This window comes from Pseudomonas moraviensis subsp. stanleyae (genome assembly GCF_036283065.1).
Lineage (GTDB): Bacteria > Pseudomonadota > Gammaproteobacteria > Pseudomonadales > Pseudomonadaceae > Aquipseudomonas > Aquipseudomonas stanleyae.
Genome location: NZ_JAADJI010000007.1, coordinates 176,525 through 199,452 on the forward strand (window position 1 = coordinate 176,525; position 22,928 = coordinate 199,452).

Genomic DNA, 22,928 nt, shown 5'->3' on the forward strand with positions numbered 1-22,928 from the left:
GTTCTCATTATCATCTAATAATGAATCTCATCTCCGAACGAGTCCCGGATCATGAGTTCTGCCTTGCACGAGCAGCCCTACCTCGAAAGCTGGCGCTGGATGAGCCGCCAGATCCGTTGCGCGCTGGATCCTGACGAACCGCGCCTGATCGAACATTACCTCGCCGAAGGGCGTTATCTGTCCTGTTGCACGACGACTTCGCCGTGGATCGTCGCTGAAACGTCTTTCCGCCTGCTGCTCGATACCGCCACCGACATCGCGCTGCCGTGGCACTGGCGCAGCGTCTGTCTCGATCAAGCCTGGCGCCCATTGCGCGAAATGGAGCGCCTGTCGCTGTGCCAATGCCGGTTGCAGCGCTGGCAACGCTACACCTGGCAGCTCGCCACCTGCGAGTTGCAACCGTCGATTCCTCTCATTGATCTGCTGCAAGGACACTCGAATGACCAAGACACGTATTGAGCGCGACAGCATGGGCGAATTGCAGGTGCCGGTGGACGCGCTCTATAGCGCGCAGACTCAGCGCGCCGTGGACAACTTCCCGATCAGCGGCAAGCCGATGCCGACGCAATTCATTCGCGCGCTGATCCTTGCCAAAGCCGCCGCGGCCCGGGCCAACGTCGAGCTGAACCAGATCAGCGCAGCCCAGGGCAAAGCCATCAGCGATGCCGCGCAAGGCCTGCTCGAAGGCGACTTCATGCAGCATTTTCCGGTGGATATCTTCCAGACCGGTTCCGGTACCAGCTCGAACATGAACGCCAACGAAGTGATCGCCACACTGGCCAGCCGCATGCTCGGCGAGCCGGTCAATGCCAACGATCACGTCAATTGCGGGCAGAGCAGCAACGACATCATCCCGACCACCATTCACGTCAGCGCCGCGCTGGCGCTGCATGAACAACTGCTTCCGGCGCTGTTGCATCTGGTCCAGGGCATCGAGCGCAAGGCCGGGCAGGTGCATCACCATGTCAAAACCGGTCGCACCCATCTGATGGACGCGATGCCGGTGCGCATGAGCCAGGTACTCAACGGCTGGGCACAGCAGCTCAAGGCCAATATCGGGCATCTGCAGGATTTGCTGCCGAGCCTGCAAGCGCTGGCGCAGGGCGGCACCGCCGTGGGCACCGGGATCAATGCGCATCCAGAATTCGCCGCGCGCTTCAGTCGGCATCTCAGCCAACTGACCGACGTGCAATTCAGCCCGGGCAAGGATCTGTTCGCCCTGATCGGCTCGCAGGACACCGCCGTCGCTGTCTCCGGCCAACTCAAGGCCACCGCCGTGTCACTGATGAAAATCGCCAATGACCTGCGCTGGATGAACTCCGGTCCATTGGCCGGTCTTGGCGAAATCGAACTGGAAGCGCTGCAACCGGGGTCGTCGATCATGCCCGGCAAGGTCAATCCGGTGATTCCGGAAGCCACCGCCATGGTCGCCGCGCAGGTGATCGGCAACGACTCGGTGATCACCGTCGCCGGCCAGTCCGGCAATTTTGAACTGAACGTGATGCTGCCGATTATCGCGTACAACCTGCTGAGCAGCATCGAACTGCTGGCTAATGCCAGCCGCCTGCTTGGTGACAAGGCAATCGCTACTTTCAAGGTCAACGAATCGCGCTTGCAGGAAGCGTTGTCGCGCAACCCGATTCTGGTCACCGCCCTCAACCCCATCATCGGCTACCAGAAAGCCGCCGACATCGCCAAGCAGGCCTACAAGGAAGGCCGCGCGGTGATCGACGTCGCCCTGGAACACACCGACCTGTCGCGCAGCCAACTGGAAGAGTTGCTCAACCCCGAGAAACTCACCGCCGGCGGCGTATAAACCCCGCAACCGCTTTGGAGGTTCACCATGGAGCACTGGAAACGCACGATCGAACGGGCCAATCGCTGCTTCATGTTGGGCGAGCTGATCGACGCCCGCGAGGCTTACCTGCAAGCGCTGGCCCTGGCGCAAGTGCTGTTCGAACGCTGGGCGGATGCCGACGAAGCGGTGGCGGCCTGCGTCGTCTCGCATCACAACCTCGCCGACCTGCATTTGCGCCTGAATCAACCGGAGGAGAGCGCCGAATACCTGTGCGCTATCCATCAACGCTTGTTGCAGACCATGCAGGACGAACGCCTGCGCCCGGCGCTGCGTGAGGCGGCGTTGCGCCAGAGCAGCAAGACCTACGTCGAACTATTGAATTTCATCAGCGAGCACGGCGAATACCCACGGACCCAGCGCCTGCTGCATCCGGACACCGGCAATGCCCGCCGCGCCATAGTCACCCATCACCACGGAGTTCATTGAAATGGCTTTTACCTTGCCTGTCTTGCCTTACGCCTACGATGCCCTCGAACCGCATATCGATGCGCAGACTATGGAGATCCATTACACCAAGCATCACCAGACCTACATCAACAACCTCAACGCCGCCGTGGAAGGCACCGAGTTCGCAGAGTGGCCGATAGAAAAACTCGTCGCCAGCGTTGAGCAATTGCCGGAAAAACTTCGCGCGGCGGTGATCAATCAGGGCGGTGGCCACGCCAACCATTCGCTGTTCTGGGAAGTGATGGTGCCCAACGGCGGCGGCAAGCCCGCCGGCGCGCTGGCCAAGGCCATCGACGAGCAACTCGGCGGACTCGACAGTTTCAAGGAAGCGTTCACCAAAGCCGCGCTGACCCGTTTCGGCAGCGGCTGGGCCTGGCTCAGCGTGACCCCGGAGAAAAAGCTCATCGTGGAAAGCAGCGGCAACCAGGACAGCCCGTTGATGAACGGCAATACCCCAATCCTCGGGCTCGACGTCTGGGAGCACGCTTACTACCTGCGCTACCAGAACCGTCGTCCGGAATACATCAACGCGTTTTACAACGTGATCAACTGGCCGGAAGTTGCTGCGCGCTATCAGGCCGCACTGGTTTAAGCCTTCAATAAAAACAATCAGGGCTGACTATGGGCACGGAAACACTGGCGATTGGCAGCGGGCGGATGTTTCGTTACGCGGTGGGCTCGCTGTTGCTGTTGGCGGGGATGACTCTGCTGGTCGCCCACGGTTTGCAATGGCTGAATCTGGAACCGCGGCTGCTGCGCGCGTTGCAGGGCGGCGCCATTTGCGCTCTCGGCACGGCGCTCGGCGCGGTGCCGGTGCTGGTCATTCGGCGCATGCCGCAGGCGCTCAGCGACACCTTGTTGGGATTTGGTGCCGGGGTGATGCTGGCGGCGACGGCGTTTTCGTTGATCGTGCCGGGGATTGCTGCGGCTGAGAGTCTTGGCCTGACGCCATGGGCCGCCAGTGGTTTGATCTGCTTTGGCATCCTGCTCGGCGCCTTCGGCCTGTATCTGGTGGATCGCAGGGTTTCCGGTGCCACGCCGGAGATGCTCGTCGGCACGCTCGAGCGTCCGGTGATTCCACCGCGAATCTGGCTGTTCGTGTTCGCCATCATCGCGCACAACATTCCGGAGGGCATGGCGGTCGGCGTGTCTGCCGGTGGCGGCATGGCAGACGCCGACAGTCTGGCAATGGGCATCGCTTTGCAGGATGTGCCGGAAGGTCTGGTGATTGCTTTGGTGCTGGCCGGGGCGGGGATGTCGCGAGTCAGGGCATTTCTGATCGGCGCGGCGTCAGGGCTGGTCGAACCGGTGTTCGCGTTGTTATGCGCGTGGCTGGTCAGTCTGGCTCAAGTGCTGTTGCCACTGGGGCTGGCGCTGGCGGCCGGGGCGATGTTGCTGGTGGTGACTCACGAAGTGATTCCGGAATCGCGTCGTCATGGGCATGACAAGCTGGCGAGTCTTGGTTTGCTGATCGGGTTTTGTCTGATGATGGTGATGGATACGGCGTTGGGTTGAAAGAAGATCAAAAGATCGCAGCCTGCGGCAGATCCTGCAAAGGCTGCGATCTTTTGACTTTGGCTGTCAGCCACCTTCGTCGAAGTAGTTGTTGATCAGTTCGACCAAGGCGTCCATGGCTTCCTCAGCCTGTTCGCCTTCGGTGCTCAAATGGATTTTGGTGCCCTTGCCCGCCGCGAGCATCATCATCGCCATGATGCTTTTACCATCTACCGTTGTCTCGGGCGTGCGACCGACTCTTATCGTAGTCTCCGGAAACTTGCCGGCCACGCCGACGAACTTGGCCGATGCCCGGGCATGCAGACCCAGCTTATTGATGATTTCGATTTCACGAGCAGGCATCGCGGTGTGAATCCTTTAGGTGAGGTCGCGGTGGCGAACCTGGACGTTCTTCAGGGTTTTCTGCAGGGCCTGACCCAGGCGTTCGGTCAGGTAGACGGAGCGGTGATGCCCGCCGGTGCAGCCAATGGCAATGGTGACGTAGGCGCGGTTGCTGGCGGCGAAACGTGGCAGCCACTTGTTCAGGTAGGCGTAGATGTCCTGATACATTTCTTCGACGTCCGGCTGTTCCGCCAGGTACTCGGCCACTGGGGCATCGAGCCCCGACTGCGCGCGCAGCTCCGGTTTCCAGTACGGATTGGGCAGGCAACGTACGTCGAAAACCAGATCGGCATCGACCGGCATGCCGCGCTTGAAGCCGAACGACTCGACCAGAAACGCCGTACCAGGCTCCGGCTGATTCAACAGGCGCAACTTCAGGGTATCGCGCAGTTGATACAGATTGAGGTGGGTGGTGTTGATTTTCAGGTCGGCCAGATCGGCGATCGGGCCGAGCAGGGCGCTTTCATCGTGGATGGCTTCGGCCAGGGAGCGATTGGCGTTGCTCAACGGGTGACGACGACGGGTCTCGGAAAAACGCTTGAGCAGGGTTTCTTCGTCGGCGTCCAGATAGAGCACATCGCACTTGATATGCTTGGCCCGCACGTCTTCGAGCAATTCCGGGAAACGAGACAGATGGCTCGGCAGGTTGCGTGCATCGATCGACACGGCAACCAGCGGCTGCGCCAGTTCAGTGTGGATCAACGCGCGCTCGGCCAGTTCCGGCAGCAAGCCGGCCGGCAGGTTGTCGATGCAGTAGTAGCCGTTGTCCTCAAGGACATTCAGGGCGGTACTTTTACCTGAGCCCGAACGGCCACTGACAATGATCAAACGCATGATTAGTGCCCGTTCTGCTCGTCCAGTACAACCTGGTACAAGGCTTCGTTGCTCGCGGCGCTGCGCAGCTTTTCGCGCACTTCCTTGCGGTCGAGCATGCTGGCGATCTGGCGTAGCAATTCCAGATGCGCGTCGGTCGCGGCCTCCGGGACCAGCAGCACGAACAGCAGGTCAACCGGGGCGCCGTCGATGGCGTCGAAATCGATCGGGGCTTCGAGGTGCAGCAGGGCACTGACGGGCGCCGTGCAGCCCTTGAGGCGGCAGTGGGGAATGGCGATGCCGTTGCCAAAACCGGTGGAACCGAGTTTTTCACGGGCGATCAGCGCCTCGAAAACATCCTGCATCGCCAGATCCGGCACTTCGCGGTGGATCAGGTTGGCAATCTGTTCGAGGGCTTTTTTCTTGCTGCCGCCCGGCGCGTTCACCTGGGAACGGCCGGGGGTCAGGATGGTTTCAAGTCGGATCATGGGATAGGGGTGTTAACGACCGGTTGCGCCCTGGAGGAGGCTCTGGGTCTTTTCCTTATGCTTTTTGAGTTGGCGATCCAGCTTGTCGGTGAGTGAGTCGATCGCAGCATACATGTCGGTATCTTCTGCGTTGGCGACCACTTCGCTGCCGGGGATATGCAAGGTGGCTTCGATCTTCTGCTTCAGCTTTTCGACGCACATCGTGACTTGCACGTTGGTGATCTTGTCGAAATGTCGCTCCAGTCGTTGGAGTTTTTCCTCGATGTAGGAACGCAGAGGTTGGGTCACTTCCAGTTGGTGTCCACTGATGTTGACTTGCATACAGCTTCTCCTTCGTTGCCAGTGCATAAAGCGGCAGGCCGAAAAGCCTGCCACTGGAACGCTGTAACGTGGCTTACATCAACCGCTTGCGTTCGCTCGAAGGCGCGATTCCGAGGGATTCGCGGTACTTGGCGACGGTGCGGCGAGCCACCTGAATGCCTTGTGCCTCCAGTAAACCAGCGATCTTGCTGTCACTCAACGGCTTTTTCTGATTTTCCGCCGCGACCAGTTTCTTGATGATCGCGCGAATCGCCGTGGACGAGCATTCGCCGCCTTCGGAGGTGCTGACGTGGCTGGAGAAAAAGTATTTCAGCTCATAAATACCGCGCGGGGTATGCATGAATTTTTGCGTGGTCACTCGGGAAATCGTCGATTCGTGCATGCCGACCGCTTCGGCGATGTCATGCAGTACCAGCGGTTTCATCGCTTCGTCGCCGTATTCGAGGAAACCGCGCTGATGTTCGACGATCTGCGTGGCCACTTTCATCAGTGTTTCGTTGCGGCTCTGCAGGCTCTTGATGAACCAGCGGGCTTCCTGCAACTGATTGCGCATGAAAGTGTTGTCGGCGCTGGTGTCGGCGCGCTTCACAAAACCGGCGTACTGGGCGTTGACGCGCAGACGTGGCACCGATTCCTGGTTCAGTTCGACCAGCCAGCGCTCGTTGTCCTTGCGCACGATCACGTCAGGAATGACGTATTCGGCTTCGGTCGATTCGATCTGCGAGCCCGGACGCGGATTGAGGCTCTGCACCAGTTCGATAACCTGGCGCAGCTCGTCTTCCTTGAGCTTCATCCGACGCATCAACTGGCTGTAATCACGGCTGCCCAGCAAGTCGATGTAATCGGCGACCAGACGCTTGGCCTCGGTCAGCCACGGCGTCTTGGCGGGCAACTGGCGCAGTTGCAGGAGCAGGCATTCGCTGAGGTTGCGCGCACCGATTCCGGCGGGTTCGAATTGCTGGATGCGATGCAGGACGGCTTCGATCTCGTCGAGCTCGATGTCCAGTTCCGGATCGAACGCTTCAAGAATTTCTTCGAGGGTTTCGTCCAGATAGCCCTGATTGTTGATGCAATCGATCAGGGTCACGGCGATCAGGCGATCGGTGTCGGACATCGGCGCCAGGTTCAGTTGCCAGAGCAGATGGCTCTGCAGGCTCTCCCCGGGGGACGTGCGGGTGGTGAAATCCCACTCATCGTCATCGCTACTGGGCAGGCTGCTGGCGCTGGTCTGGTAGACGTCTTCCCAGGCTGTGTCCACCGGCAGTTCGTTGGGGATGCGCTCGTTCCATTCGCCATCCTCGAGGTTGTCCACCGTCGGGGCGGTTTCCTGGTAGGAGGGTTCCTGGATTTCGGCAGGCTTCTGTTCGGCGCTGTCGGCCAAGGGATCGGCGTTGTCGAAGTCGTCGCCTTCTTCCTGGCGTTCGAGCATCGGATTGGATTCCAGCGCCTCCTGGATCTCCTGTTGCAGGTCCAGGGTCGACAATTGGAGCAGGCGGATGGCCTGTTGCAGCTGCGGTGTCATCGTCAGCTGCTGGCCCATTCTCAAGACTAGCGATGGTTTCATGGCAGGGGCTTAACACCTTATTCGCCGGCGCTTTGCGCCATCCACTACAGGGCGCCGAAGCGCCAAACTTAAGCAAATTATATGCCTGAAACTGAAGTGTTTGCCTAGAGCGCTGTAACAATTAAAGCGGATAAATGCGCCTTGAATCGATACAGCGCTGTCGCGCTTACAGGCGGAACTCGTGACCCAGATACACTTCCTTGACCAGATCGTTGGCCAGGATGGTCTCGGCATCGCCCTCGGCGATCAGTTGACCGTCGTTGACGATGTAAGCGGTTTCGCAGATATCCAGCGTCTCACGCACGTTGTGGTCGGTGATCAGTACGCCGATGCCCTTGGCCTTGAGGTGGTGGATGATCTGCTTGATGTCGCCGACCGAGATCGGGTCGACACCGGCGAACGGTTCGTCGAGCAGGATGAATTTCGGCGCAGTGGCCAGAGCGCGAGCGATTTCCACCCGGCGACGCTCGCCACCGGACAGGCTCATGCCGAGGTTGTCGCGGATGTGGCTGATGTGGAATTCCTGCAGCAGGCTTTCCAGCTCCTTGCGACGGCCGGCCTTGTCGAGTTCCGGGCGAGTCTCGAGTATCGCCATGATGTTGTCGGCGACCGACAGCTTGCGGAAGATCGACGCTTCTTGCGGCAGATAGCCGATACCGGCCTTGGCGCGACCGTGCATCGGCTGGTGGCTGACGTCCAGATCATCGATCAGCACACGGCCCTGATCGGCCTGCACCAAGCCGACGATCATGTAGAAGCAGGTCGTCTTGCCGGCGCCGTTCGGGCCGAGCAGGCCGACGATCTGCCCGCTGTCGATCGACAGGCTGACGTCACGCACGACCTGGCGGCTTTTATAGGCCTTGGCCAAGTGCTGAGCTTTCAGAGTTGCCATTACTGGGTTTTCTCTTCGGTTTTCTTCTTCGGCTGGATCACCATGTCGATGCGCGGACGCGATTCGGTGACCTTGCTGCCCGTGGCGCGACCGGCGCTGGCCAGTTTCTTCACGGTGTCGTAGACGATTTTTTCGCCCTGGGTGACGTTGTCATCCTTGTCGATAACCTTGGCCTTGTCGATCAGCACCACGCGGTTCTGCTGGGCGTGGTACTGAATGGTTACGCCGTAGCCCCTGACCGGGTTGGCGTCGCCCTGGGTCTGCAACTGCTCGAAGTAAGCCAGATTGCCCACCGAGGTCACCACGTCGATGTCGCCATTGGGCGCACGGGTCATGGTTACGGTGTTGCCTTTGACGATCATCGAGCCCTGGGTAATGATCACGTCACCTTTATAGGTGGCGATGCCATTCTTGTCGTCCAGCTGGGCGTCGTCGGCCTGAATGCGGATAGGTTGCTGCTGATCGTTCGGCAGGGACCAGGCGCTCGCGCTTCCCAGTGCTGCGCCCAGACTGAGCAAAATAGGGAGGGTTTTAACGAGCCTCATACTGTCCTCTTACGTTCGATTGCAGGTGTATCCTGCTGTCCTTCAGGTACGCTTTCATTCCGACGCCAGTCGACACGCCGCCAGCGCCCTCGATTCTAACGGGTTGCGCAGTCTGCGCATATTCCTGCTGCGGGAACACGGTCATGCGGGTGCTGGTGATCAGGGTGCCGCGCTGTTTCTCATCGGTGCGCTGTACGCGGACCGAATCGATCAATTCCACCTCGGTACCGCCGGAGTTCACTTCGCCGCGCTCGCTGGTCACGTGCCATGGGAAGTCGGTGCCGCGATACATATTCAAATCAGGCTTGGTCACCAGAGTGACATCGGTGGCCTTGACGTGCTCGGCCTTGTCCGAAGTCATCTCGTACTGCACCTTGCCGTCGGGCAGGTACTGAATGGTGTGCGTGTTGGTCGCGTACCAGTCGATCGGATTCTCGGCTGCCGAGACCGGTGGCTTGTCGAGGAAGCGCTCCGGGCTGATGTTCCAGTAGCCGACCGCAGCGAAAATCGCCGCGATGCAGCCGAACAGCAGGAAGTTGCGAAACTTTTTGCTAAACATGGTCAGGCTCACAGGTACGCGGCGTTGGCCGCTTCGAGGCGGCCCTGGGCGCGCAGGATCAATTCGCAGAATTCGCGGGCGGCACCTTCGCCGCCACGGGCGCGGGTAACGCCGTGGGCGTGTTCGCGGACGAAATCGGCAGCGTTGGCCACCGCCATGCCCAGCCCTACGCGGCGGATCACCGGCAAGTCTGGCAGATCGTCGCCCAGATAGGCGACTTCTTCATAGCTTAGGCCCAGTTGCGCGAGCAGGCCGTCGAGCACCACCAATTTGTCTTCACGCCCCTGAAACAGGTGCGGGATGCCTAGGTTCTTCGCGCGGCGCTCGACCACCGGGGTCTTGCGACCGCTGATGATCGCGGTTTGCACGCCGGCATTCATCAGCATTTTGATGCCCTGACCGTCGAGGGTGTTGAAGGTCTTGAACTCGCTGCCGTCTTCGAGGAAGTACAGACGGCCGTCGGTGAGCACACCGTCGACGTCGAAGACTGCCAGTTTGATCGCTTTGCCGCGTTGCAGCAGATCGTTGCTCATTACATGACTCCTGCGCGCAGCAGATCGGAGAGGTTGAAGGCGCCGATCGGGCGGTCCTCTTCGTCGACGACTACCAAGGCGCTGATTCGATGGTCTTCCATGATTTTCAGGGCTTCAGCGGCAAGCATGTCGGGCCGCGCGGTTTTGCCGTGTGCGGTCATCACTTCATCGATGGTCGCGTTGCGAATGTCGATGGTGCGGTCCAGGGTGCGGCGCAAATCGCCGTCGGTGAAGATCCCGGCGAGTTTGCCGTCGGCCTCAAGGATAGCGGTCATGCCGAGGCCCTTGCGGGTCATTTCCATCAGCGCGTCCTTGAGCAGGGTGCCGCGTTGTACTTGCGGCAACTCCTCCCCGGCGTGCATGACGTTTTCCACTTTCAGCAACAGGCGCCGGCCAAGGGCGCCGCCCGGATGCGAGAAGGCAAAGTCTTCGGCGGTAAACCCGCGCGCTTCCAGCAAGGCCACGGCCAGGGCGTCACCCATGACCAGCGCTGCGGTGGTCGAAGATGTCGGTGCCAGATTCAACGGGCAGGCTTCGTGCTCGACGTGCACATTGAGATTGACCTCGGCAGCCTTCGCCAACGGCGACTGCGGGTTGCCGGTGACGCTGATCAGCTGGATACCCAGGCGTTTGATCAATGGCAGCAGCGTTATGATTTCGTTGGTCGAGCCGGAATTCGACAGCGCCAAGATGACGTCGTCGCGGGTGATCATGCCCATGTCGCCATGGCTGGCTTCCGCCGGATGCACGAAAAACGCCGGAGTGCCGGTGCTGGCCAGCGTCGCGGCGATCTTGTTGCCGATGTGTCCGGATTTGCCCATGCCGACCACGACCACGCGGCCCTTGCTGGCCAGAATCATCTCGCAAGCGCGTACGAAATCGGCGTCGATATGGGCCATCAAGCCTTGGACGGCTTCCACTTCGAGGCGGATGGTGCGTTGTGCCGACTGAATCAGGTCGCGGGTTTTGCTCATGTCAGAATCGTATGGCCCGATGAAAAGGCGGCGATTATAGCGGTTATGTGGCAAAGCCTCACGCAAGTTCGTCGTGCTTTGTCATTACTGGTTACCAAAACCCTCCGAAAGTCGCTGCGAGCCTCATGTGTCGGCGATTCTGGCCGGGTTCTCGCTTGGGCGCTCAGCCTTTGCAGTGATATAGTTCGCCGCCAGTTCGGCCTGCCCGGGATGCAGGTGTTTCCGAGGAAAGTCTGGCATCCCAGTGAGAGGCTGCATCGCAAGGAGTTTAGATGAGTGCCGATAACGCCTACGCGGTCGAGCTGAAGGGAGTTTCCTTCAAGCGCGGTGCGCGGAGCATTTTCAATAACGTCGATATCCGCATCCCGCGCGGCAAGGTCACCGGCATCATGGGGCCTTCCGGCTGCGGCAAGACCACGCTGCTGCGTCTGATGGGCGCGCAGTTGCGGCCGTCCAGCGGCGAAGTCTGGGTCAACGGGCAGAACCTGCCGACGCTGTCGCGCAGTGACCTGTTCGACGCGCGCAAGCACATGGGCGTGCTGTTTCAGAGCGGTGCGCTGTTTACCGATCTCGATGTGTTCGAGAACGTCGCCTTTCCGCTGCGGGTTCACACCGAGCTGCCGGAAGACATGATCCGCGACATCGTCCTGCTCAAGTTGCAGGCCGTGGGGCTGCGCGGTGCCATCGAACTGATGCCGGACGAACTGTCCGGCGGCATGAAGCGCCGAGTGGCACTGGCCCGGGCGATTGCCCTCGATCCGCAGATTCTCATGTACGACGAGCCCTTCGTGGGGCAGGACCCGATCGCCATGGGCGTGCTGGTGCGCCTGATCCGCCTGCTCAACGATGCCTTGGGCATCACCAGCATCGTGGTGTCCCATGACCTGGCGGAAACCGCGAGCATTGCCGACTACATCTATGTAGTGGGCGATGGTCAGGTGCTGGGGCAGGGCACGCCGGATGAGCTGATGAATTCGGATGAGCCGCGTATCCGCCAGTTCATGACCGGCGATCCCGATGGTCCGGTGCCCTACCATTTTCCAGCGACGGATTACCGCGCAGATCTTCTGGGGAAGCGCTGATGCGCAGAATTTCATTGATGGAACGCGTGCGTCGGTTCGGCGAATCGGCGATCGACGCGGTCGCGGTGTTTGGTCGAGCGACCCTGTTCCTGTTTCACGCCCTGCTGGGCCGTGGCGGTATCAGCGGTGGTTTCGGTCTGTTGATCAAGCAGTTGCACTCGGTCGGCGTCATGTCGCTGGTGATCATCGTCGTTTCCGGCATCTTCATCGGCATGGTCCTCGCGCTGCAGGGCTTCAGCATTCTGTCCAGCTATGGTTCAGAGCAGGCGGTGGGGCAGATGGTCGCCCTGACGTTGCTGCGTGAACTGGGACCGGTGGTCACGGCGTTGCTGTTTGCCGGGCGCGCCGGTTCGGCGCTGACCGCCGAGATCGGCAACATGAAATCCACCGAGCAGCTGTCCAGCCTGGAAATGATCGGTGTCGACCCGCTCAAGTACATCATTGCACCGCGCCTGTGGGCCGGCTTCATTTCCCTGCCGGTGCTGGCGATGATCTTCAGCGTCGTCGGCATCTGGGGCGGTTCGTGGGTCGCGGTCGACTGGCTGGGCGTCTACGAAGGCTCGTACTGGGCGAACATGCAGAACAGCGTGACCTTCACCAGTGATGTGCTCAATGGCGTGATCAAGAGTGTTGTCTTCGCCTTTGTGGTGACCTGGATTGCCGTATTCCAAGGCTATGACTGTGAACCCACTTCCGAGGGAATCAGTCGTGCCACTACCAAGACCGTGGTGTTTGCCTCGCTGGCAGTGCTCGGTCTGGACTTTATTCTGACCGCTTTGATGTTTGGAGATTTCTGATGCAAAACCGCACCCTGGAAATCGGTGTCGGCCTGTTCCTGCTGGCAGGGATCCTGGCTTTGCTGCTGCTCGCCCTGCGCGTCAGCGGCCTGTCTCCGACTTCGTCCACCGACACTTATAAGTTGTACGCCTACTTTGACAATATCGCCGGTCTGACGGTCAGAGCGAAAGTGACCATGGCCGGTGTGACCATCGGCAAGGTCACCGCCATCGATCTGGATCGCGACAGCTTCACCGGTCGGGTCACGCTGCAGGTGGATAAAAAGGTCGACAACCTGCCGGTTGACTCGACTGCGTCTATCCTCACCGCGGGTCTGCTGGGCGAGAAATACATCGGTATCAGTGTCGGCGGTGAAGACACCCAGTTGAAAGACGGTGGAACCATCCACGACACGCAGTCGTCACTGGTACTGGAAGACCTGATCGGTAAATTCCTGCTCAATACCGTTAGCAAAGACGCCAAATGAGGAGCTTTTGAATGATCTCTATCTTGCGACGTGGCCTGTTGGTGTTACTCGCGGCCCTGCCGTTGATGGCTAACGCTGCACCGGGGCAATCGGCTCATGACCTGATTCAGGACACCACGAACCGGATGCTTGCCGATTTGCAGGCCAATAAAGAGAAGTACAAGCAGGATCCGCAGGATTTCTACGCGGCGCTGAACAGCATTGTGGGGCCCGTGGTGGATGCCGAGGGCATCTCCAAAAGCATCATGACCGTGAAGTATTCGCGCAAGGCCACGCCTGCGCAGATGCAGCGCTTCCAGGAAAACTTCAAGCGCGGTCTGTTCCAGTTCTACGGCAACGCTCTGCTGGAATACAACAACCAGGGCATCACGGTTGACCCGGCCAAAGACGAATCGGGCGACCGCACCAGCGTCAACATGACCGTCAAGGGCAGCAATGGCGCGATCTATCCAGTGCAGTACACCCTTGAGAAGATCGGCGGCGAGTGGAAGCTGCGCAATGTGATCATCAACGGTATCAACATCGGCAAGTTGTTCCGTGACCAGTTCGCCGATGCCATGCAGCGCAATGGCAACGATCTGGACAAGACCATCGATGGCTGGGCCGGTGAAGTGGCCAAGGCCAAGCAGGAAACCGACAAAGCCGCCGCGAAGCCAGCGCAATGAGTGAGGCGGCAGTACGGATGAGTGATGTCGACGAGCTGGTGCTCAGCGGCGTGCTGGATTACCGCACCGGGCCCGACCTGCGTAAGGAAGGGCAGGCGCTGATCAAGTCGAGCAAGGCGTCGACGCTGGTCATCGATTGTTCGGCGGTGCAGAAGTCCAGCAGCGTCGGCCTGTCGTTGCTGCTGTGCTTCATGCGTGATGCTCAGGCGGCCGGCAAGGCCGTCAGCATCCGCGCGATGCCCGAAGACATGCGCGAAATCGCTCAGGTCAGCGAGTTGACGGAGCTGTTGGCGCACCCCTGAACCATCATCTGTAAACAAGCCCCCCGTCAGAGTCCTGCGTCGCGGGGTTCGCAGGCGCGGGGCTTTTTTGTATGATGTCCGACCCGTGCGCACAGGGCGCCGATTGAGGTTGAGCATGCAGGCCGTAGAAGTGAAGAGCTTCCTTGAAGGAAAGCTGCCAGGAACGCTGGTAGAAGTTGAAGGCGAAGGCTGCAACTTCCAGCTGAACGTGATCAGCGATGAACTGGCGGCGTTGAGCCCGGTGAAGCGTCAGCAGCAGGTCTATGCCCATTTGAACCCATGGATCGTCGATGGCAGCATCCATGCGGTCACTATGAAATTTTTCAGCAGCGCGGCCTGGGCCGAGCGCACCTGAGCCCTAGGGCGTCGAGATACTAATGGATAAATTGATTATTACCGGTGGCGCTCGTCTTGATGGCGAGATCCGCATTTCCGGCGCGAAGAACTCCGCCCTGCCGATCCTGGCCGCGACCTTGCTGTGCGATGGTCCGGTCACCGTTGGCAACCTGCCGCACCTGCACGACATCACCACCATGATCGAGCTCTTCGGGCGCATGGGCATTGAGCCTGTGATCGACGAGAAGCTCAGCGTCGAAATCGACCCGCGCACCATCAAGACCCTGATCGCGCCGTACGAACTGGTGAAAACCATGCGTGCGTCGATCCTTGTGCTCGGCCCGATGGTCGCGCGTTTCGGTGAAGCCGAAGTGGCACTGCCTGGCGGTTGCGCCATCGGCTCGCGTCCGGTCGACCTGCATATCCGTGGTCTCGAAGCCATGGGCGCAATCATTGACGTCGAAGGCGGCTACATCAAGGCCAAGGCGCCGGAAGGTGGCCTGCGCGGCGCGCACTTCTTCTTCGACACCGTGAGCGTGACCGGTACCGAGAACATCATGATGGCCGCTGCCCTGGCCAAGGGTCGCAGCGTGTTGCAGAACGCCGCTCGCGAACCTGAAGTGGTCGACCTGGCGAACTTCCTCAATGCCATGGGCGCCAAGGTTTCCGGTGCCGGCACCGACACCATCACCATCGATGGCGTCGAGCGTCTGGGTTCGGCGTTCTACAAGGTCATGCCTGACCGGATCGAAACCGGCACCTATCTGGTCGCCGCTGCCGTCACGGGTGGCCGCGTCAAGGTCAAGGACACCGATCCGACCATCCTCGAAGCGGTGCTGGAAAAACTGCGTGAAGCCGGTGCGGAAATCACCTGCGGTGAAGACTGGATCGAGCTGAACATGCACGGCAAGCGCCCGAAAGCGGTCAACGTGCGCACCGCGCCGTACCCGGCGTTCCCTACCGACATGCAGGCACAGTTCATCTCGCTCAACGCCATTGCCGAAGGCACCGGTGCAGTGATCGAGACGATCTTCGAAAACCGTTTCATGCACGTCTACGAGCTGCACCGCATGGGCGCGCATATCCAGGTTGAAGGCAACACCGCGATCGTCACCGGTATCGAGAAGCTCAAGGGCGCGCCAGTGATGGCTACCGACCTGCGCGCATCGGCCAGTCTGGTGATCTCGGCGCTGGTTGCCGAAGGCGACACGCTGATCGACCGCATCTACCACATCGACCGTGGTTACGAGTGCATCGAAGAAAAACTGCAAATGCTGGGTGCCAAGATCCGTCGCGTTCCGGGCTGATCGCTGCATCGGGACACACGGACGTGTCCACTGAATTCGTTTCGAGTCGAGGGTGTGCGCACCCTCGATGTGTGTCCGGCGCCGACTGCGACCGGGCATGAGTACCTTGATAAGGACTGACGTTTCCCATGTTGACCATCGCACTGTCCAAGGGCCGCATCCTTGACGACACTCTGCCGCTTCTCGCTGAAGCGGGCATCGTGCCGACCGAGAATCCGGACAAGAGCCGCAAGCTGATTATCCCCACGACCCAGGACGACGTGCGTCTGCTGATCGTGCGTGCCACCGACGTGCCGACCTATGTCGAGCATGGCGCGGCCGACCTCGGCGTTGCCGGCAAGGACGTGCTGATGGAATACAGCGGCCAGGGCCTGTATGAGCCGCTGGACCTGCAGATCGCCCAGTGCAAGCTGATGACCGCCGGCAAGATCGGCGCGCCGGAGCCCAAGGGCCGTCTGCGTGTGGCGACCAAGTTCGTCAATGTTGCCAAGCGTTACTACGCCGAGCAGGGCCGTCAGGTCGATATCATCAAGCTGTACGGCTCGATGGAACTGGCGCCGCTGATCGGTCTGGCCGACAAGATCATCGACGTGGTCGACACCGGCAACACCCTGCGCGCCAACGGCCTGGAGCCCCAGGAACTGATCGCCACGATCAGCTCGCGCCTGGTGGTCAACAAGGCTTCAATGAAAATGCAGCACGCCCGAATCCAGGCGTTGATCGACACCCTGCGCAACGCAGTGGAATCGCGACACCGCGGCTGATCTACCTGCGCGACCCGAGGTCGCGCCGTCTATCCGCCTCATAGCCAGAATTCTCAGGTGCCCAAGCGGATCGAATGCTAGTTTCGGGCGCCTGAGTTTTTTGCCAATTCCTATGAGGCTCTCGCTATGACCGCACCGACTGCAATTCGCCGACTCAACGCTGCTGACCCGGATTTCGCACATCATCTGGATCATCTGCTGAGCTGGGAAAGTGTGTCTGACGACTCGGTCAATCAGCGCGTGCTGGACATCATCAAGGCTGTGCGTGAACGCGGTGACGCGGCGCTGGTCGAGTTCACCCAGAAGTTCGATGGTCTTGAAGTCGCTTCGATGGCCGACCTGATCCTGCCGCGTGAGCGCCTCGAACTGGCCCTGACCCGCATCACCGTGCCACAGCGCGAAGCACTGGAAAAAGCCGCCGCCCGGGTGCGCAGCTATCACGAAAAGCAGAAGCAGGACTCCTGGAGCTACACCGAAGCCGACGGCACGGTGCTCGGCCAGAAAGTCACGCCGCTGGATCGTGCCGGCCTGTATGTGCCGGGTGGCAAGGCCTCGTATCCGTCGTCGGTACTGATGAACGCGATTCCGGCCAAGGTTGCCGGCGTGACCGAAGTGGTGATGGTCGTGCCGACCCCGCGCGGTGAACTCAACGAACTGGTGCTGGCGGCTGCCTGCATTGCCGGCGTCGATCGTGTGTTCACCATCGGCGGTGCGCAAGCGGTTGCCGCGCTGGCTTACGGCACCGAAAGCGTGCCGCGTGTCGACAAGGTCGTCGGCCCGGGCAACATTTATGTCGCCACCGCCAAACGCCACGTTTTCGGCCAGGTCGGCATCGACATGATCGCCGGCCCTTCGGAAATCCTCGTGGTCTGCGACGGCCAGACCGATCCGGACTGGATCGCCATGGACCTGTTCTCCCAGGCGGAGCACGACGAGGACGCGCAAGCGATTCTGGTCAGCCCCGACGCCGAGTTCCTCGACAAGGTAGCGGCGAGCATCGACAAACTGCTGCCGACCATGGACCGCGCAACCATCATCGAGACCTCGATCAATGGCCGTGGCGCGCTGATCCAGGTCAGCGACATGGCCCAGGCCATCGAAGTCGCCAATCGCATCGCCCCGGAACACCTGGAATTGTCGGTCGCTGATCCACAAGCCTGGCTGCCGCAGATCCGTCACGCTGGCGCGATCTTCATGGGCCGCCACACCTCCGAAGCGCTGGGCGACTACTGCGCCGGCCCGAACCACGTATTGCCGACTTCGGGCACTGCGCGTTTCTCCTCGCCGCTGGGTGTCTACGATTTCCAGAAACGTTCTTCGATCATCTTCTGCTCCGAGGCCGGTGCTTCCGAGCTGGGCAAGACTGCATCGGTACTGGCCCGTGGCGAATCGCTTAGCGCCCACGCGCGCAGCGCCGAATACCGCATCAAAGATGAAGAGTTTCTGAAAGGGCAGGGGGAATGAGCATGAGTAAATTCTGGAGCCCGTTCGTCAAGGATCTGGTGCCTTATGTGCCGGGCGAACAGCCGAAGCTGACCAGACTGGTCAAGCTCAACACCAACGAAAACCCCTACGGCCCGTCGCCAAAAGCATTGGCGGCGATGCAAGCCGAGCTCAACGACAATCTGCGCCTGTATCCGGATCCAAACAGTGATCTGTTGAAAAACGCCGTGGCCGAATACTACGGCGTGCAAACCAGTCAGGTGTTCCTCGGCAACGGTTCCGACGAAGTGCTCGCGCACATCTTCCACGGTTTGCTGCAGCACGATCAGCCGATTCTGTTCCCGGACATCAGCTACAGCTTCTATCCGGTCTACTGCGGGTTGTATGGCATTGAATTCGATGCAGTGCCGCTGGATGCGCAATTCCAGATCAACCCGGCCGACTATGCCAAACCGAATGGCGGGATCATTTTCCCCAACCCGAACGCCCCGACCGGTTGCCTGCTGGCGCTGGACGCGGTTGAGCAGATCCTCAAGGCCAGTCCGGATTCGGTGGTCGTGGTGGACGAGGCTTACATCGACTTTGGCGGCGAAACCGCGATCAGTCTGGTGGACCGTTATCCGAACCTGCTGGTGACGCAGACATTGTCCAAGTCCCGTTCGCTGGCTGGCCTGCGTGTCGGTCTGGCGGTAGGGCATCCTGATCTGATCGAGGCGCTGGAGCGGATCAAGAACAGCTTCAACTCCTATCCGCTGGATCGTCTGGCGATTGTCGGTGCGGCGGCAGCTTTCGAAGATCGCGAGTATTTCGACAAGACCTGTCGTCAGGTGATCGACAGCCGCGATTGGGTGGTGGCGCAATTGCAGGCCAAGGGCTTTGAAGTGCTGCCATCGGCGGCCAACTTCATCTTCGCCCGGCATCCGCAACATGACGCGGCGGGGCTGGCGGCCAAGTTGCGTGAGCAGGGCGTCATCGTGCGGCACTTCAAGCAAGAGCGGATTGCACAGTTCCTGCGGATCTCGATTGGCACGCCGGAGCAGAATCAGGCGTTGATTGACGGATTGGATCAGGCCTGACGTCTGGCGCCGCTCCCCCGGCTCCTTGATTGTTCAATAGCCGGGGTGATTTTTAAGCGATGACCACGGCATTGATATTGAATTCACCACTGACTTCGATTCCGTCCTTGGTTTTGAAACGGTATTCACCCTTTGCTGACGTCAGCGGGGAGTTCACATCCATTTCCACCTGTCCGCTTTCGGCCACGTAGGAAATCCCCCTGACAGATGTACGTGCGTCGCCTTCTTTCAACTGCACCGTGTGCTGACCCGCCGCAAGCTCTGGATGGCCAATCATCACCGTGTCGGATCCGTTCGCGCCTAAAAGAATTCCGCCGCCGTCTCCAGTCGGGACCAAGTTAACGAGAACCGCGTCGAAGCCTCCGTTGTCGCCGAGCCGAACACTGAACGAACCACTAGCCTTTACCTTTGCTTTTTTTAGCTTGTCGAGGATGTCCATGTCTATCACCTGCCTATCGTTGAAAGCATGAGGAAACAGGATCAGATTAGGTATTTGCGTGTGCTCATACCACTGACAGAAATGACAGTCTATGAGATCGTTTTAGTCGGGAATATTCATTCAAACCGTACTTATGGTTATGAGCTTCGTTAAAAGTCTAGCCTCAGACTGCGCCAAGGCTGCGCGAGCAGGGGGTGATCGTCCGGCACTTCAAGCAAGAGCGGATTGCGCAATTCCTGCGGATCTCGATTGGCACGCCGGAGCAGAATCAGGCGTTGATCGATGGGCTGGGCGACCTCTAAAAGCAAAAGCCCCTCACCCTAACCCTCTCCCAAAGGGAGAGGGAACTGAATGGGGAATATGCAGAGGTACGCCGGCTTGAACGATTTGTGGTGAATCCATAATCGACTCGGTTTCTCAGGTCGATGTATCCCGCAAGACAACTCGGTCGGCCCCCTCTCCCTCCGGGAGAGGGCTGGGGTGAGGGAAGCTTTTTACTCGTGATGCGGCTCGCCGAGGAACGTCAGCGAACTGAACAACCCTCGACTATCCACATCCACGCTGTCCCTCACCGGCACTTCAACCTGCGCCGCAATCACGTTCAAACCCTCATTTCTCACCAGCACCTGCGCACGCCCATCCTTGTCGGTCTCGGTGCTCAGCGTATTTGGCGAACTGCGGTAATCGCCATACAACTTCACCCCCGCCGCTGGTTTGCCATCGAGCAGCACCCGCACTGGCAACGATTTGCCCGGTCCGACGGTAAGCGGATCAACTTCCGGCAGGATCAGCAGTTTGATCTGGTCCAGTTTCGGCAACTTTGCCCCCGGCTGATAGATCGCCAGGCTGTACTTGAAAGTCTGCGTGGCCTCGGTGGCGCCGGGCACTTTGCTGCGGCCCTCGTTGACCCACTTCTTGTCCGCCGTCTGCGACCACATGCCATTGTTCAGCGCCACGGCCATCACCGCCGGCGGCTTCAACGGTTTCAGTCGGGCATGATCGGCCAGGCGCTCGACGCTGACCGGGATCATCTTGCCGCCGGCATCATAAGCCCAGGCCCCGCTGATTTTCCGCGCCTTGAAGGAGTTGTCTTCAGCGCCGTGACCGTAGATCACTTCGATGTTGCCGCGTCGTTCCTCTGTCCACAGACCGTGCGCCGACACCTGGCCGGTGAACAGCGCAGCGATGAGCAGAAGGGGTTTGCCGTAGTGCATGGTGACGTCCTTTTACAGGTTGAGTGTCAGGCTGACGGTGAAATTGCGTGGCTCGCCGGGGTTGACCCAGTAATTGCTGTAGGAGCGCTCGTAGTATTTTTCGTCGAAGATGTTGTTCAGATTCAGGCCGAGCGTGACGTTGTCGCTGGCCTTGTAGTGGGCGAGCAAGTCGACGGTCTGATAGGCCGGCAATTCGAAGTCGCTGCCTGACTCGCCCGAGCGATCGCCGACGTAAGTGAACGCTGCGCCGACGTCCGAGCCGCGCAGACGCCCATCCTGAAATTCATACACACCCAGCAGACTGCCGCTGCGTTTGGCCACGCCGAGGATGCGGCTGCCGGTCGCAATGGTCGCGTCGCCCTTGGTCACCTCGGCGTCGATGTAGGCGAAGGCGCCGATGACCCGCACCGCGTCGGTGACCTGGCCGCTTACTTGCCAATCGAAACCCTGACTGCGCGCCTTGCCGATGGCGCGGCTGGTGTCGGTGCCCGGGTCGAGGGCGAGGACGTTTTCCTTGTCGATGTGGAAGAAGGCGAGGGTGCTGCTCACGCGCTCATCGAACAGTTCGTTCTTGATCCCCACTTCGTAACCGACACCTTCTTCCGGGTCGAAGGATTTGCCGGAAGCGTCCAGGCCATTGTTCGGTTTGAACGAAGTCGAGGCGTTGGCGAACAGGCCGGTAGTCGGCGTGAGTTGATAGAGCAAGCCGGCGCGTTGGGTCAGCGCGTCGTGGCGTTGCTGGCTCTTGGCGTTACGGCTGTGATCGTCGATGCGCTGATCGAAGTGCTCGAAGCGCGCGCCGAGCATGCCGCGCAGTTTGTCGGTGAAGATGATCTGGTCTTGCAGGTTCAGCGCGTGACTTTCGACGTGTTCGAAGAAGTCAGTGCCCGAGCGTGCACCATTGGGTTTCGGCTGGCCGTAAACCGGCTTGTAGATGTCGATGGCGTAGGGGCCGCCGGCGATGGTGGTGACGCGTTCGTCCTTGCGGTAATTCTCGTACTCGGTGCCGATCAGCAATTCATGCTGCCACGGACCGAGGTCGAACAGACCGCGCAGTTCCAGTTGGGTGATGCTGTCGTGCCAACTCGTATCGCGTTCGCGCAAGCGGCGGTTGACCGTGTGGCCATCGGCGTTCAGCGCTCGTTGTTCCGAGGCGTCGCCCCAGAGTTTGCCCTCCTTGTAATGACTGGCCAGACGCAGTTTCCAGCTGTCGTTCAGATGGTGTTCAAGGGTGGCCTGGAGCAGGTTGTTGTGGTTGTCGATGTTGCCGTCGTTGGGTTCGCCGAGGAAGGTCGAACGGGATACGCCGCTCCATTTATTGTTCGGCGCCACTACACCACGATCGAACGTCGAGTTGTGACGGACAATTTCGCTTTCCACCAGCAGCGAAGTGTCCGGGTTCAACTGCCAACTGATCGAGGGCGCGACGAAGACCCGTTGGCTGTCGACGTGGTCGCGGAAGCTGTGGTTGTCTTCGACCGCGAGATTGATGCGCGAGAGCACATTGCCCTGTTCATCAAGGGGCGTGTTGACGTCCAGTGCGGTGCGATAGCGATCCCAACTGCCGGCGCTGGTCTGCAAGGTAGTGAATGCTTCGGGCTGTGGTTTCTTGGTGACGATGTTCACCGTGCCGCCGGGATCGCCTCGACCGTAGAGACTGGCAGCCGGGCCCTTGAGCACTTCGATGCGCTCGATGTTGGCCGCATCCGGCGTGCTTGGGTAGCCGCGATTGGCGCTGAAGCCGTCCTTGTAGAACTCGGAAGTGGTGAAGCCGCGCACGCTGTACTCGTACAGAGTCAGGCCGCCGAAGTTGTTCTGCTTCGAAACCCCGCCGGCAAAATCCAGCGCGCGCTCGACGCTGGTGCTGCCCAGATCCGAAAGCACACTCGCCGGGACCACGCTGATGGCTTGTGGGATATCGCGAATCGCCGTGTCGGTTTTGGTCGCACTGGCGGAGCGGGTCGCGCGATAGCCGCTGACCGGGCCGGTGGGGGATTCGTAGTCGGACGTGACGCTGATGGCTTCCAGCTCAACGGGCTGCGGTTCATCGGCGAAGGCGGGATCGCAAAGCAAACCCAAGGTCAGGCCCAGCAGCGAGGCCTTTTTGCGAGACGACATGTTATGTTGTTCCAATTGCTAGAATTGA

At 60.1% G+C, this 22,928-nt stretch carries 28 protein-coding genes and 1 pseudogene; 16 read left to right on the plus strand and 13 right to left on the minus strand.

Annotation, left to right across the window (positions count from 1 at the left end):
- Positions 1-51: 51 nt before the first annotated feature.
- Genes GXB78_RS14325 through GXB78_RS14345 form a run of 5 tightly spaced genes read left to right on the plus strand, consistent with a single transcriptional unit; the run spans position 52 to position 3,820 of the window.
- Positions 52-459, plus strand: a complete 408-nt coding sequence (locus GXB78_RS14325; RefSeq protein ID WP_329515838.1) for a FagA protein — start codon at positions 52-54, stop codon at positions 457-459.
- Positions 440-1,816, plus strand: a complete 1,377-nt coding sequence (locus GXB78_RS14330) for a class II fumarate hydratase (protein ID WP_329515839.1) — start codon at positions 440-442, stop codon at positions 1,814-1,816. Before GXB78_RS14325 ends, GXB78_RS14330 begins: the two co-directional genes overlap by 20 nt.
- Before the next feature lie 27 nt (positions 1,817-1,843).
- Positions 1,844-2,284 carry a hypothetical protein gene (locus GXB78_RS14335; RefSeq protein ID WP_329515840.1) on the plus strand — a complete coding sequence of 147 codons (441 nt, stop codon included), beginning with the start codon at positions 1,844-1,846 and terminating at the stop codon, positions 2,282-2,284.
- A 1-nt stretch (position 2,285) separates the two neighbouring features.
- Entirely contained in the window at positions 2,286-2,897 is a 612-nt protein-coding gene (locus GXB78_RS14340; protein ID WP_329515841.1) for a superoxide dismutase, read from the plus strand.
- A gap of 29 nt (positions 2,898-2,926) precedes the next feature.
- Positions 2,927-3,820 carry a ZIP family metal transporter gene (locus GXB78_RS14345; protein WP_329515842.1) on the plus strand — a complete coding sequence of 298 codons (894 nt, stop codon included), beginning with the start codon at positions 2,927-2,929 and terminating at the stop codon, positions 3,818-3,820.
- A gap of 66 nt (positions 3,821-3,886) precedes the next feature.
- Here the strand turns inward: GXB78_RS14345 and GXB78_RS14350 are convergent, their stop codons facing one another.
- The 10 genes from GXB78_RS14350 to GXB78_RS14395 form a co-directional block, all read right to left on the minus strand.
- Entirely contained in the window at positions 3,887-4,162 is a 276-nt protein-coding gene (locus GXB78_RS14350; protein WP_137215498.1) for an HPr family phosphocarrier protein, read from the minus strand.
- Between the two features lie 15 nt (positions 4,163-4,177).
- The gene (rapZ, locus tag GXB78_RS14355; RefSeq protein WP_042608760.1) at positions 4,178-5,035 is read right to left on the minus strand and encodes an RNase adapter RapZ; all 858 of its coding nucleotides are present in this window, start codon (positions 5,033-5,035) and stop codon (positions 4,178-4,180) included.
- A 2-nt stretch (positions 5,036-5,037) separates the two neighbouring features.
- The gene (gene ptsN, locus GXB78_RS14360) at positions 5,038-5,502 is read right to left on the minus strand and encodes a PTS IIA-like nitrogen regulatory protein PtsN (protein WP_039759380.1); all 465 of its coding nucleotides are present in this window, start codon (positions 5,500-5,502) and stop codon (positions 5,038-5,040) included.
- A gap of 12 nt (positions 5,503-5,514) precedes the next feature.
- Entirely contained in the window at positions 5,515-5,823 is a 309-nt protein-coding gene (hpf, locus tag GXB78_RS14365) for a ribosome hibernation-promoting factor, HPF/YfiA family (protein WP_007912419.1), read from the minus strand.
- Between the two features lie 73 nt (positions 5,824-5,896).
- Positions 5,897-7,387, minus strand: a complete 1,491-nt coding sequence (locus GXB78_RS14370) for an RNA polymerase factor sigma-54 (protein ID WP_329515843.1) — start codon at positions 7,385-7,387, stop codon at positions 5,897-5,899.
- Between the two features lie 166 nt (positions 7,388-7,553).
- Positions 7,554-8,279, minus strand: a complete 726-nt coding sequence (gene lptB / locus GXB78_RS14375) for an LPS export ABC transporter ATP-binding protein (RefSeq protein WP_024011621.1) — start codon at positions 8,277-8,279, stop codon at positions 7,554-7,556.
- Positions 8,279-8,824 carry a lipopolysaccharide transport periplasmic protein LptA gene (gene lptA, locus GXB78_RS14380; RefSeq protein ID WP_329515844.1) on the minus strand — a complete coding sequence of 182 codons (546 nt, stop codon included), beginning with the start codon at positions 8,822-8,824 and terminating at the stop codon, positions 8,279-8,281. The genes lptB and lptA overlap by 1 nt, the downstream gene beginning before the upstream one ends.
- A complete protein-coding gene (lptC, locus tag GXB78_RS14385) occupies positions 8,811-9,383 on the minus strand; it encodes an LPS export ABC transporter periplasmic protein LptC (protein WP_024011622.1) in 573 nt (190 codons plus the stop codon). The genes lptA and lptC overlap by 14 nt, the downstream gene beginning before the upstream one ends.
- A gap of 8 nt (positions 9,384-9,391) precedes the next feature.
- A complete protein-coding gene (locus tag GXB78_RS14390; protein ID WP_016771677.1) occupies positions 9,392-9,916 on the minus strand; it encodes a KdsC family phosphatase in 525 nt (174 codons plus the stop codon).
- Complete coding sequence (locus GXB78_RS14395; protein ID WP_042608754.1) at positions 9,916-10,890, minus strand: KpsF/GutQ family sugar-phosphate isomerase; 975 nt, start codon at positions 10,888-10,890, stop codon at positions 9,916-9,918. Before GXB78_RS14395 ends, GXB78_RS14390 begins: the two co-directional genes overlap by 1 nt.
- A 272-nt stretch (positions 10,891-11,162) precedes the next feature.
- Between GXB78_RS14395 and GXB78_RS14400 the strand changes: the two genes are divergently transcribed.
- From GXB78_RS14400 to hisC, 10 genes are all read left to right on the plus strand, one after another.
- Positions 11,163-11,972, plus strand: a complete 810-nt coding sequence (locus GXB78_RS14400) for an ATP-binding cassette domain-containing protein (RefSeq protein WP_329515845.1) — start codon at positions 11,163-11,165, stop codon at positions 11,970-11,972.
- On the plus strand, positions 11,972-12,769 hold the full coding sequence (gene mlaE / locus GXB78_RS14405; RefSeq protein WP_039759366.1) for a lipid asymmetry maintenance ABC transporter permease subunit MlaE: 798 nt from the start codon (positions 11,972-11,974) through the stop codon (positions 12,767-12,769). Before GXB78_RS14400 ends, mlaE begins: the two co-directional genes overlap by 1 nt.
- Positions 12,769-13,236, plus strand: coding sequence for an outer membrane lipid asymmetry maintenance protein MlaD (gene mlaD / locus GXB78_RS14410; RefSeq protein ID WP_016771673.1), 468 nt, complete (start codon positions 12,769-12,771; stop codon positions 13,234-13,236). The genes mlaE and mlaD overlap by 1 nt, the downstream gene beginning before the upstream one ends.
- 11 nt (positions 13,237-13,247) lie before the next feature.
- On the plus strand, positions 13,248-13,901 hold the full coding sequence (locus GXB78_RS14415; protein ID WP_329515846.1) for an MlaC/ttg2D family ABC transporter substrate-binding protein: 654 nt from the start codon (positions 13,248-13,250) through the stop codon (positions 13,899-13,901).
- Positions 13,898-14,203, plus strand: coding sequence for an STAS domain-containing protein (locus tag GXB78_RS14420; protein ID WP_329515847.1), 306 nt, complete (start codon positions 13,898-13,900; stop codon positions 14,201-14,203). Before GXB78_RS14415 ends, GXB78_RS14420 begins: the two co-directional genes overlap by 4 nt.
- 115 nt (positions 14,204-14,318) lie before the next feature.
- Positions 14,319-14,558, plus strand: coding sequence for a BolA family protein (locus GXB78_RS14425; protein WP_042608750.1), 240 nt, complete (start codon positions 14,319-14,321; stop codon positions 14,556-14,558).
- 22 nt (positions 14,559-14,580) lie between these two features.
- On the plus strand, positions 14,581-15,846 hold the full coding sequence (murA, locus tag GXB78_RS14430) for a UDP-N-acetylglucosamine 1-carboxyvinyltransferase (protein WP_329515848.1): 1,266 nt from the start codon (positions 14,581-14,583) through the stop codon (positions 15,844-15,846).
- 128 nt (positions 15,847-15,974) lie between these two features.
- Positions 15,975-16,610 carry an ATP phosphoribosyltransferase gene (hisG, locus tag GXB78_RS14435; RefSeq protein WP_123451702.1) on the plus strand — a complete coding sequence of 212 codons (636 nt, stop codon included), beginning with the start codon at positions 15,975-15,977 and terminating at the stop codon, positions 16,608-16,610.
- 126 nt (positions 16,611-16,736) lie between these two features.
- Positions 16,737-18,074, plus strand: coding sequence for a histidinol dehydrogenase (hisD, locus tag GXB78_RS14440; protein ID WP_329515849.1), 1,338 nt, complete (start codon positions 16,737-16,739; stop codon positions 18,072-18,074).
- A gap of 2 nt (positions 18,075-18,076) precedes the next feature.
- On the plus strand, positions 18,077-19,129 hold the full coding sequence (gene hisC, locus GXB78_RS14445) for a histidinol-phosphate transaminase (RefSeq protein WP_329515850.1): 1,053 nt from the start codon (positions 18,077-18,079) through the stop codon (positions 19,127-19,129).
- A gap of 52 nt (positions 19,130-19,181) precedes the next feature.
- Here the strand turns inward: hisC and GXB78_RS14450 are convergent, their stop codons facing one another.
- Complete coding sequence (locus GXB78_RS14450; RefSeq protein WP_329515851.1) at positions 19,182-19,568, minus strand: hypothetical protein; 387 nt, start codon at positions 19,566-19,568, stop codon at positions 19,182-19,184.
- Between the two features lie 164 nt (positions 19,569-19,732).
- Between GXB78_RS14450 and GXB78_RS14455 the strand changes: the two are divergent.
- A pseudogene (locus GXB78_RS14455) lies at positions 19,733-19,870 on the plus strand (histidinol-phosphate transaminase); the annotation flags it as partial.
- A 192-nt stretch (positions 19,871-20,062) separates the two neighbouring features.
- Here GXB78_RS14455 and GXB78_RS14460 read toward each other — a convergent pair.
- Complete coding sequence (locus tag GXB78_RS14460; RefSeq protein ID WP_329515852.1) at positions 20,063-20,782, minus strand: DUF4198 domain-containing protein; 720 nt, start codon at positions 20,780-20,782, stop codon at positions 20,063-20,065.
- Between the two features lie 12 nt (positions 20,783-20,794).
- Positions 20,795-22,900, minus strand: a complete 2,106-nt coding sequence (locus GXB78_RS14465) for a TonB-dependent siderophore receptor (protein WP_329515853.1) — start codon at positions 22,898-22,900, stop codon at positions 20,795-20,797.
- Positions 22,901-22,928: the final 28 nt, after the last annotated feature.

Coding starts and splice junctions, on each gene's coding strand:
- ptsN (WP_039759380.1), bottom strand. CDS start 5,502: ATGATCCGACTTGAAACCATCCTGACCCCCGGCCGTTCCCAGGTGAAC.
- GXB78_RS14395 (WP_042608754.1), bottom strand. CDS start 10,890: ATGAGCAAAACCCGCGACCTGATTCAGTCGGCACAACGCACCATCCGC.
- GXB78_RS14340 (WP_329515841.1), top strand. CDS start 2,286: ATGGCTTTTACCTTGCCTGTCTTGCCTTACGCCTACGATGCCCTCGAA.
- GXB78_RS14390 (WP_016771677.1), bottom strand. CDS start 9,916: ATGAGCAACGATCTGCTGCAACGCGGCAAAGCGATCAAACTGGCAGTC.
- GXB78_RS14420 (WP_329515847.1), top strand. CDS start 13,898: ATGAGTGAGGCGGCAGTACGGATGAGTGATGTCGACGAGCTGGTGCTC.
- rapZ (WP_042608760.1), bottom strand. CDS start 5,035: ATGCGTTTGATCATTGTCAGTGGCCGTTCGGGCTCAGGTAAAAGTACC.
- GXB78_RS14450 (WP_329515851.1), bottom strand. CDS start 19,568: ATGGACATCCTCGACAAGCTAAAAAAAGCAAAGGTAAAGGCTAGTGGT.
- GXB78_RS14325 (WP_329515838.1), top strand. CDS start 52: ATGAGTTCTGCCTTGCACGAGCAGCCCTACCTCGAAAGCTGGCGCTGG.
- lptB (WP_024011621.1), bottom strand. CDS start 8,279: ATGGCAACTCTGAAAGCTCAGCACTTGGCCAAGGCCTATAAAAGCCGC.
- hisC (WP_329515850.1), top strand. CDS start 18,077: ATGAGTAAATTCTGGAGCCCGTTCGTCAAGGATCTGGTGCCTTATGTG.
- hisG (WP_123451702.1), top strand. CDS start 15,975: ATGTTGACCATCGCACTGTCCAAGGGCCGCATCCTTGACGACACTCTG.
- GXB78_RS14465 (WP_329515853.1), bottom strand. CDS start 22,900: ATGTCGTCTCGCAAAAAGGCCTCGCTGCTGGGCCTGACCTTGGGTTTG.
- GXB78_RS14335 (WP_329515840.1), top strand. CDS start 1,844: ATGGAGCACTGGAAACGCACGATCGAACGGGCCAATCGCTGCTTCATG.
- lptA (WP_329515844.1), bottom strand. CDS start 8,824: ATGAGGCTCGTTAAAACCCTCCCTATTTTGCTCAGTCTGGGCGCAGCA.
- murA (WP_329515848.1), top strand. CDS start 14,581: ATGGATAAATTGATTATTACCGGTGGCGCTCGTCTTGATGGCGAGATC.
- hisD (WP_329515849.1), top strand. CDS start 16,737: ATGACCGCACCGACTGCAATTCGCCGACTCAACGCTGCTGACCCGGAT.
- GXB78_RS14425 (WP_042608750.1), top strand. CDS start 14,319: ATGCAGGCCGTAGAAGTGAAGAGCTTCCTTGAAGGAAAGCTGCCAGGA.
- GXB78_RS14415 (WP_329515846.1), top strand. CDS start 13,248: ATGATCTCTATCTTGCGACGTGGCCTGTTGGTGTTACTCGCGGCCCTG.
- lptC (WP_024011622.1), bottom strand. CDS start 9,383: ATGTTTAGCAAAAAGTTTCGCAACTTCCTGCTGTTCGGCTGCATCGCG.
- GXB78_RS14345 (WP_329515842.1), top strand. CDS start 2,927: ATGGGCACGGAAACACTGGCGATTGGCAGCGGGCGGATGTTTCGTTAC.
- GXB78_RS14370 (WP_329515843.1), bottom strand. CDS start 7,387: ATGAAACCATCGCTAGTCTTGAGAATGGGCCAGCAGCTGACGATGACA.
- hpf (WP_007912419.1), bottom strand. CDS start 5,823: ATGCAAGTCAACATCAGTGGACACCAACTGGAAGTGACCCAACCTCTG.
- GXB78_RS14460 (WP_329515852.1), bottom strand. CDS start 20,782: ATGCACTACGGCAAACCCCTTCTGCTCATCGCTGCGCTGTTCACCGGC.
- mlaE (WP_039759366.1), top strand. CDS start 11,972: ATGCGCAGAATTTCATTGATGGAACGCGTGCGTCGGTTCGGCGAATCG.
- GXB78_RS14350 (WP_137215498.1), bottom strand. CDS start 4,162: ATGCCTGCTCGTGAAATCGAAATCATCAATAAGCTGGGTCTGCATGCC.
- GXB78_RS14330 (WP_329515839.1), top strand. CDS start 440: ATGACCAAGACACGTATTGAGCGCGACAGCATGGGCGAATTGCAGGTG.
- GXB78_RS14400 (WP_329515845.1), top strand. CDS start 11,163: ATGAGTGCCGATAACGCCTACGCGGTCGAGCTGAAGGGAGTTTCCTTC.
- mlaD (WP_016771673.1), top strand. CDS start 12,769: ATGCAAAACCGCACCCTGGAAATCGGTGTCGGCCTGTTCCTGCTGGCA.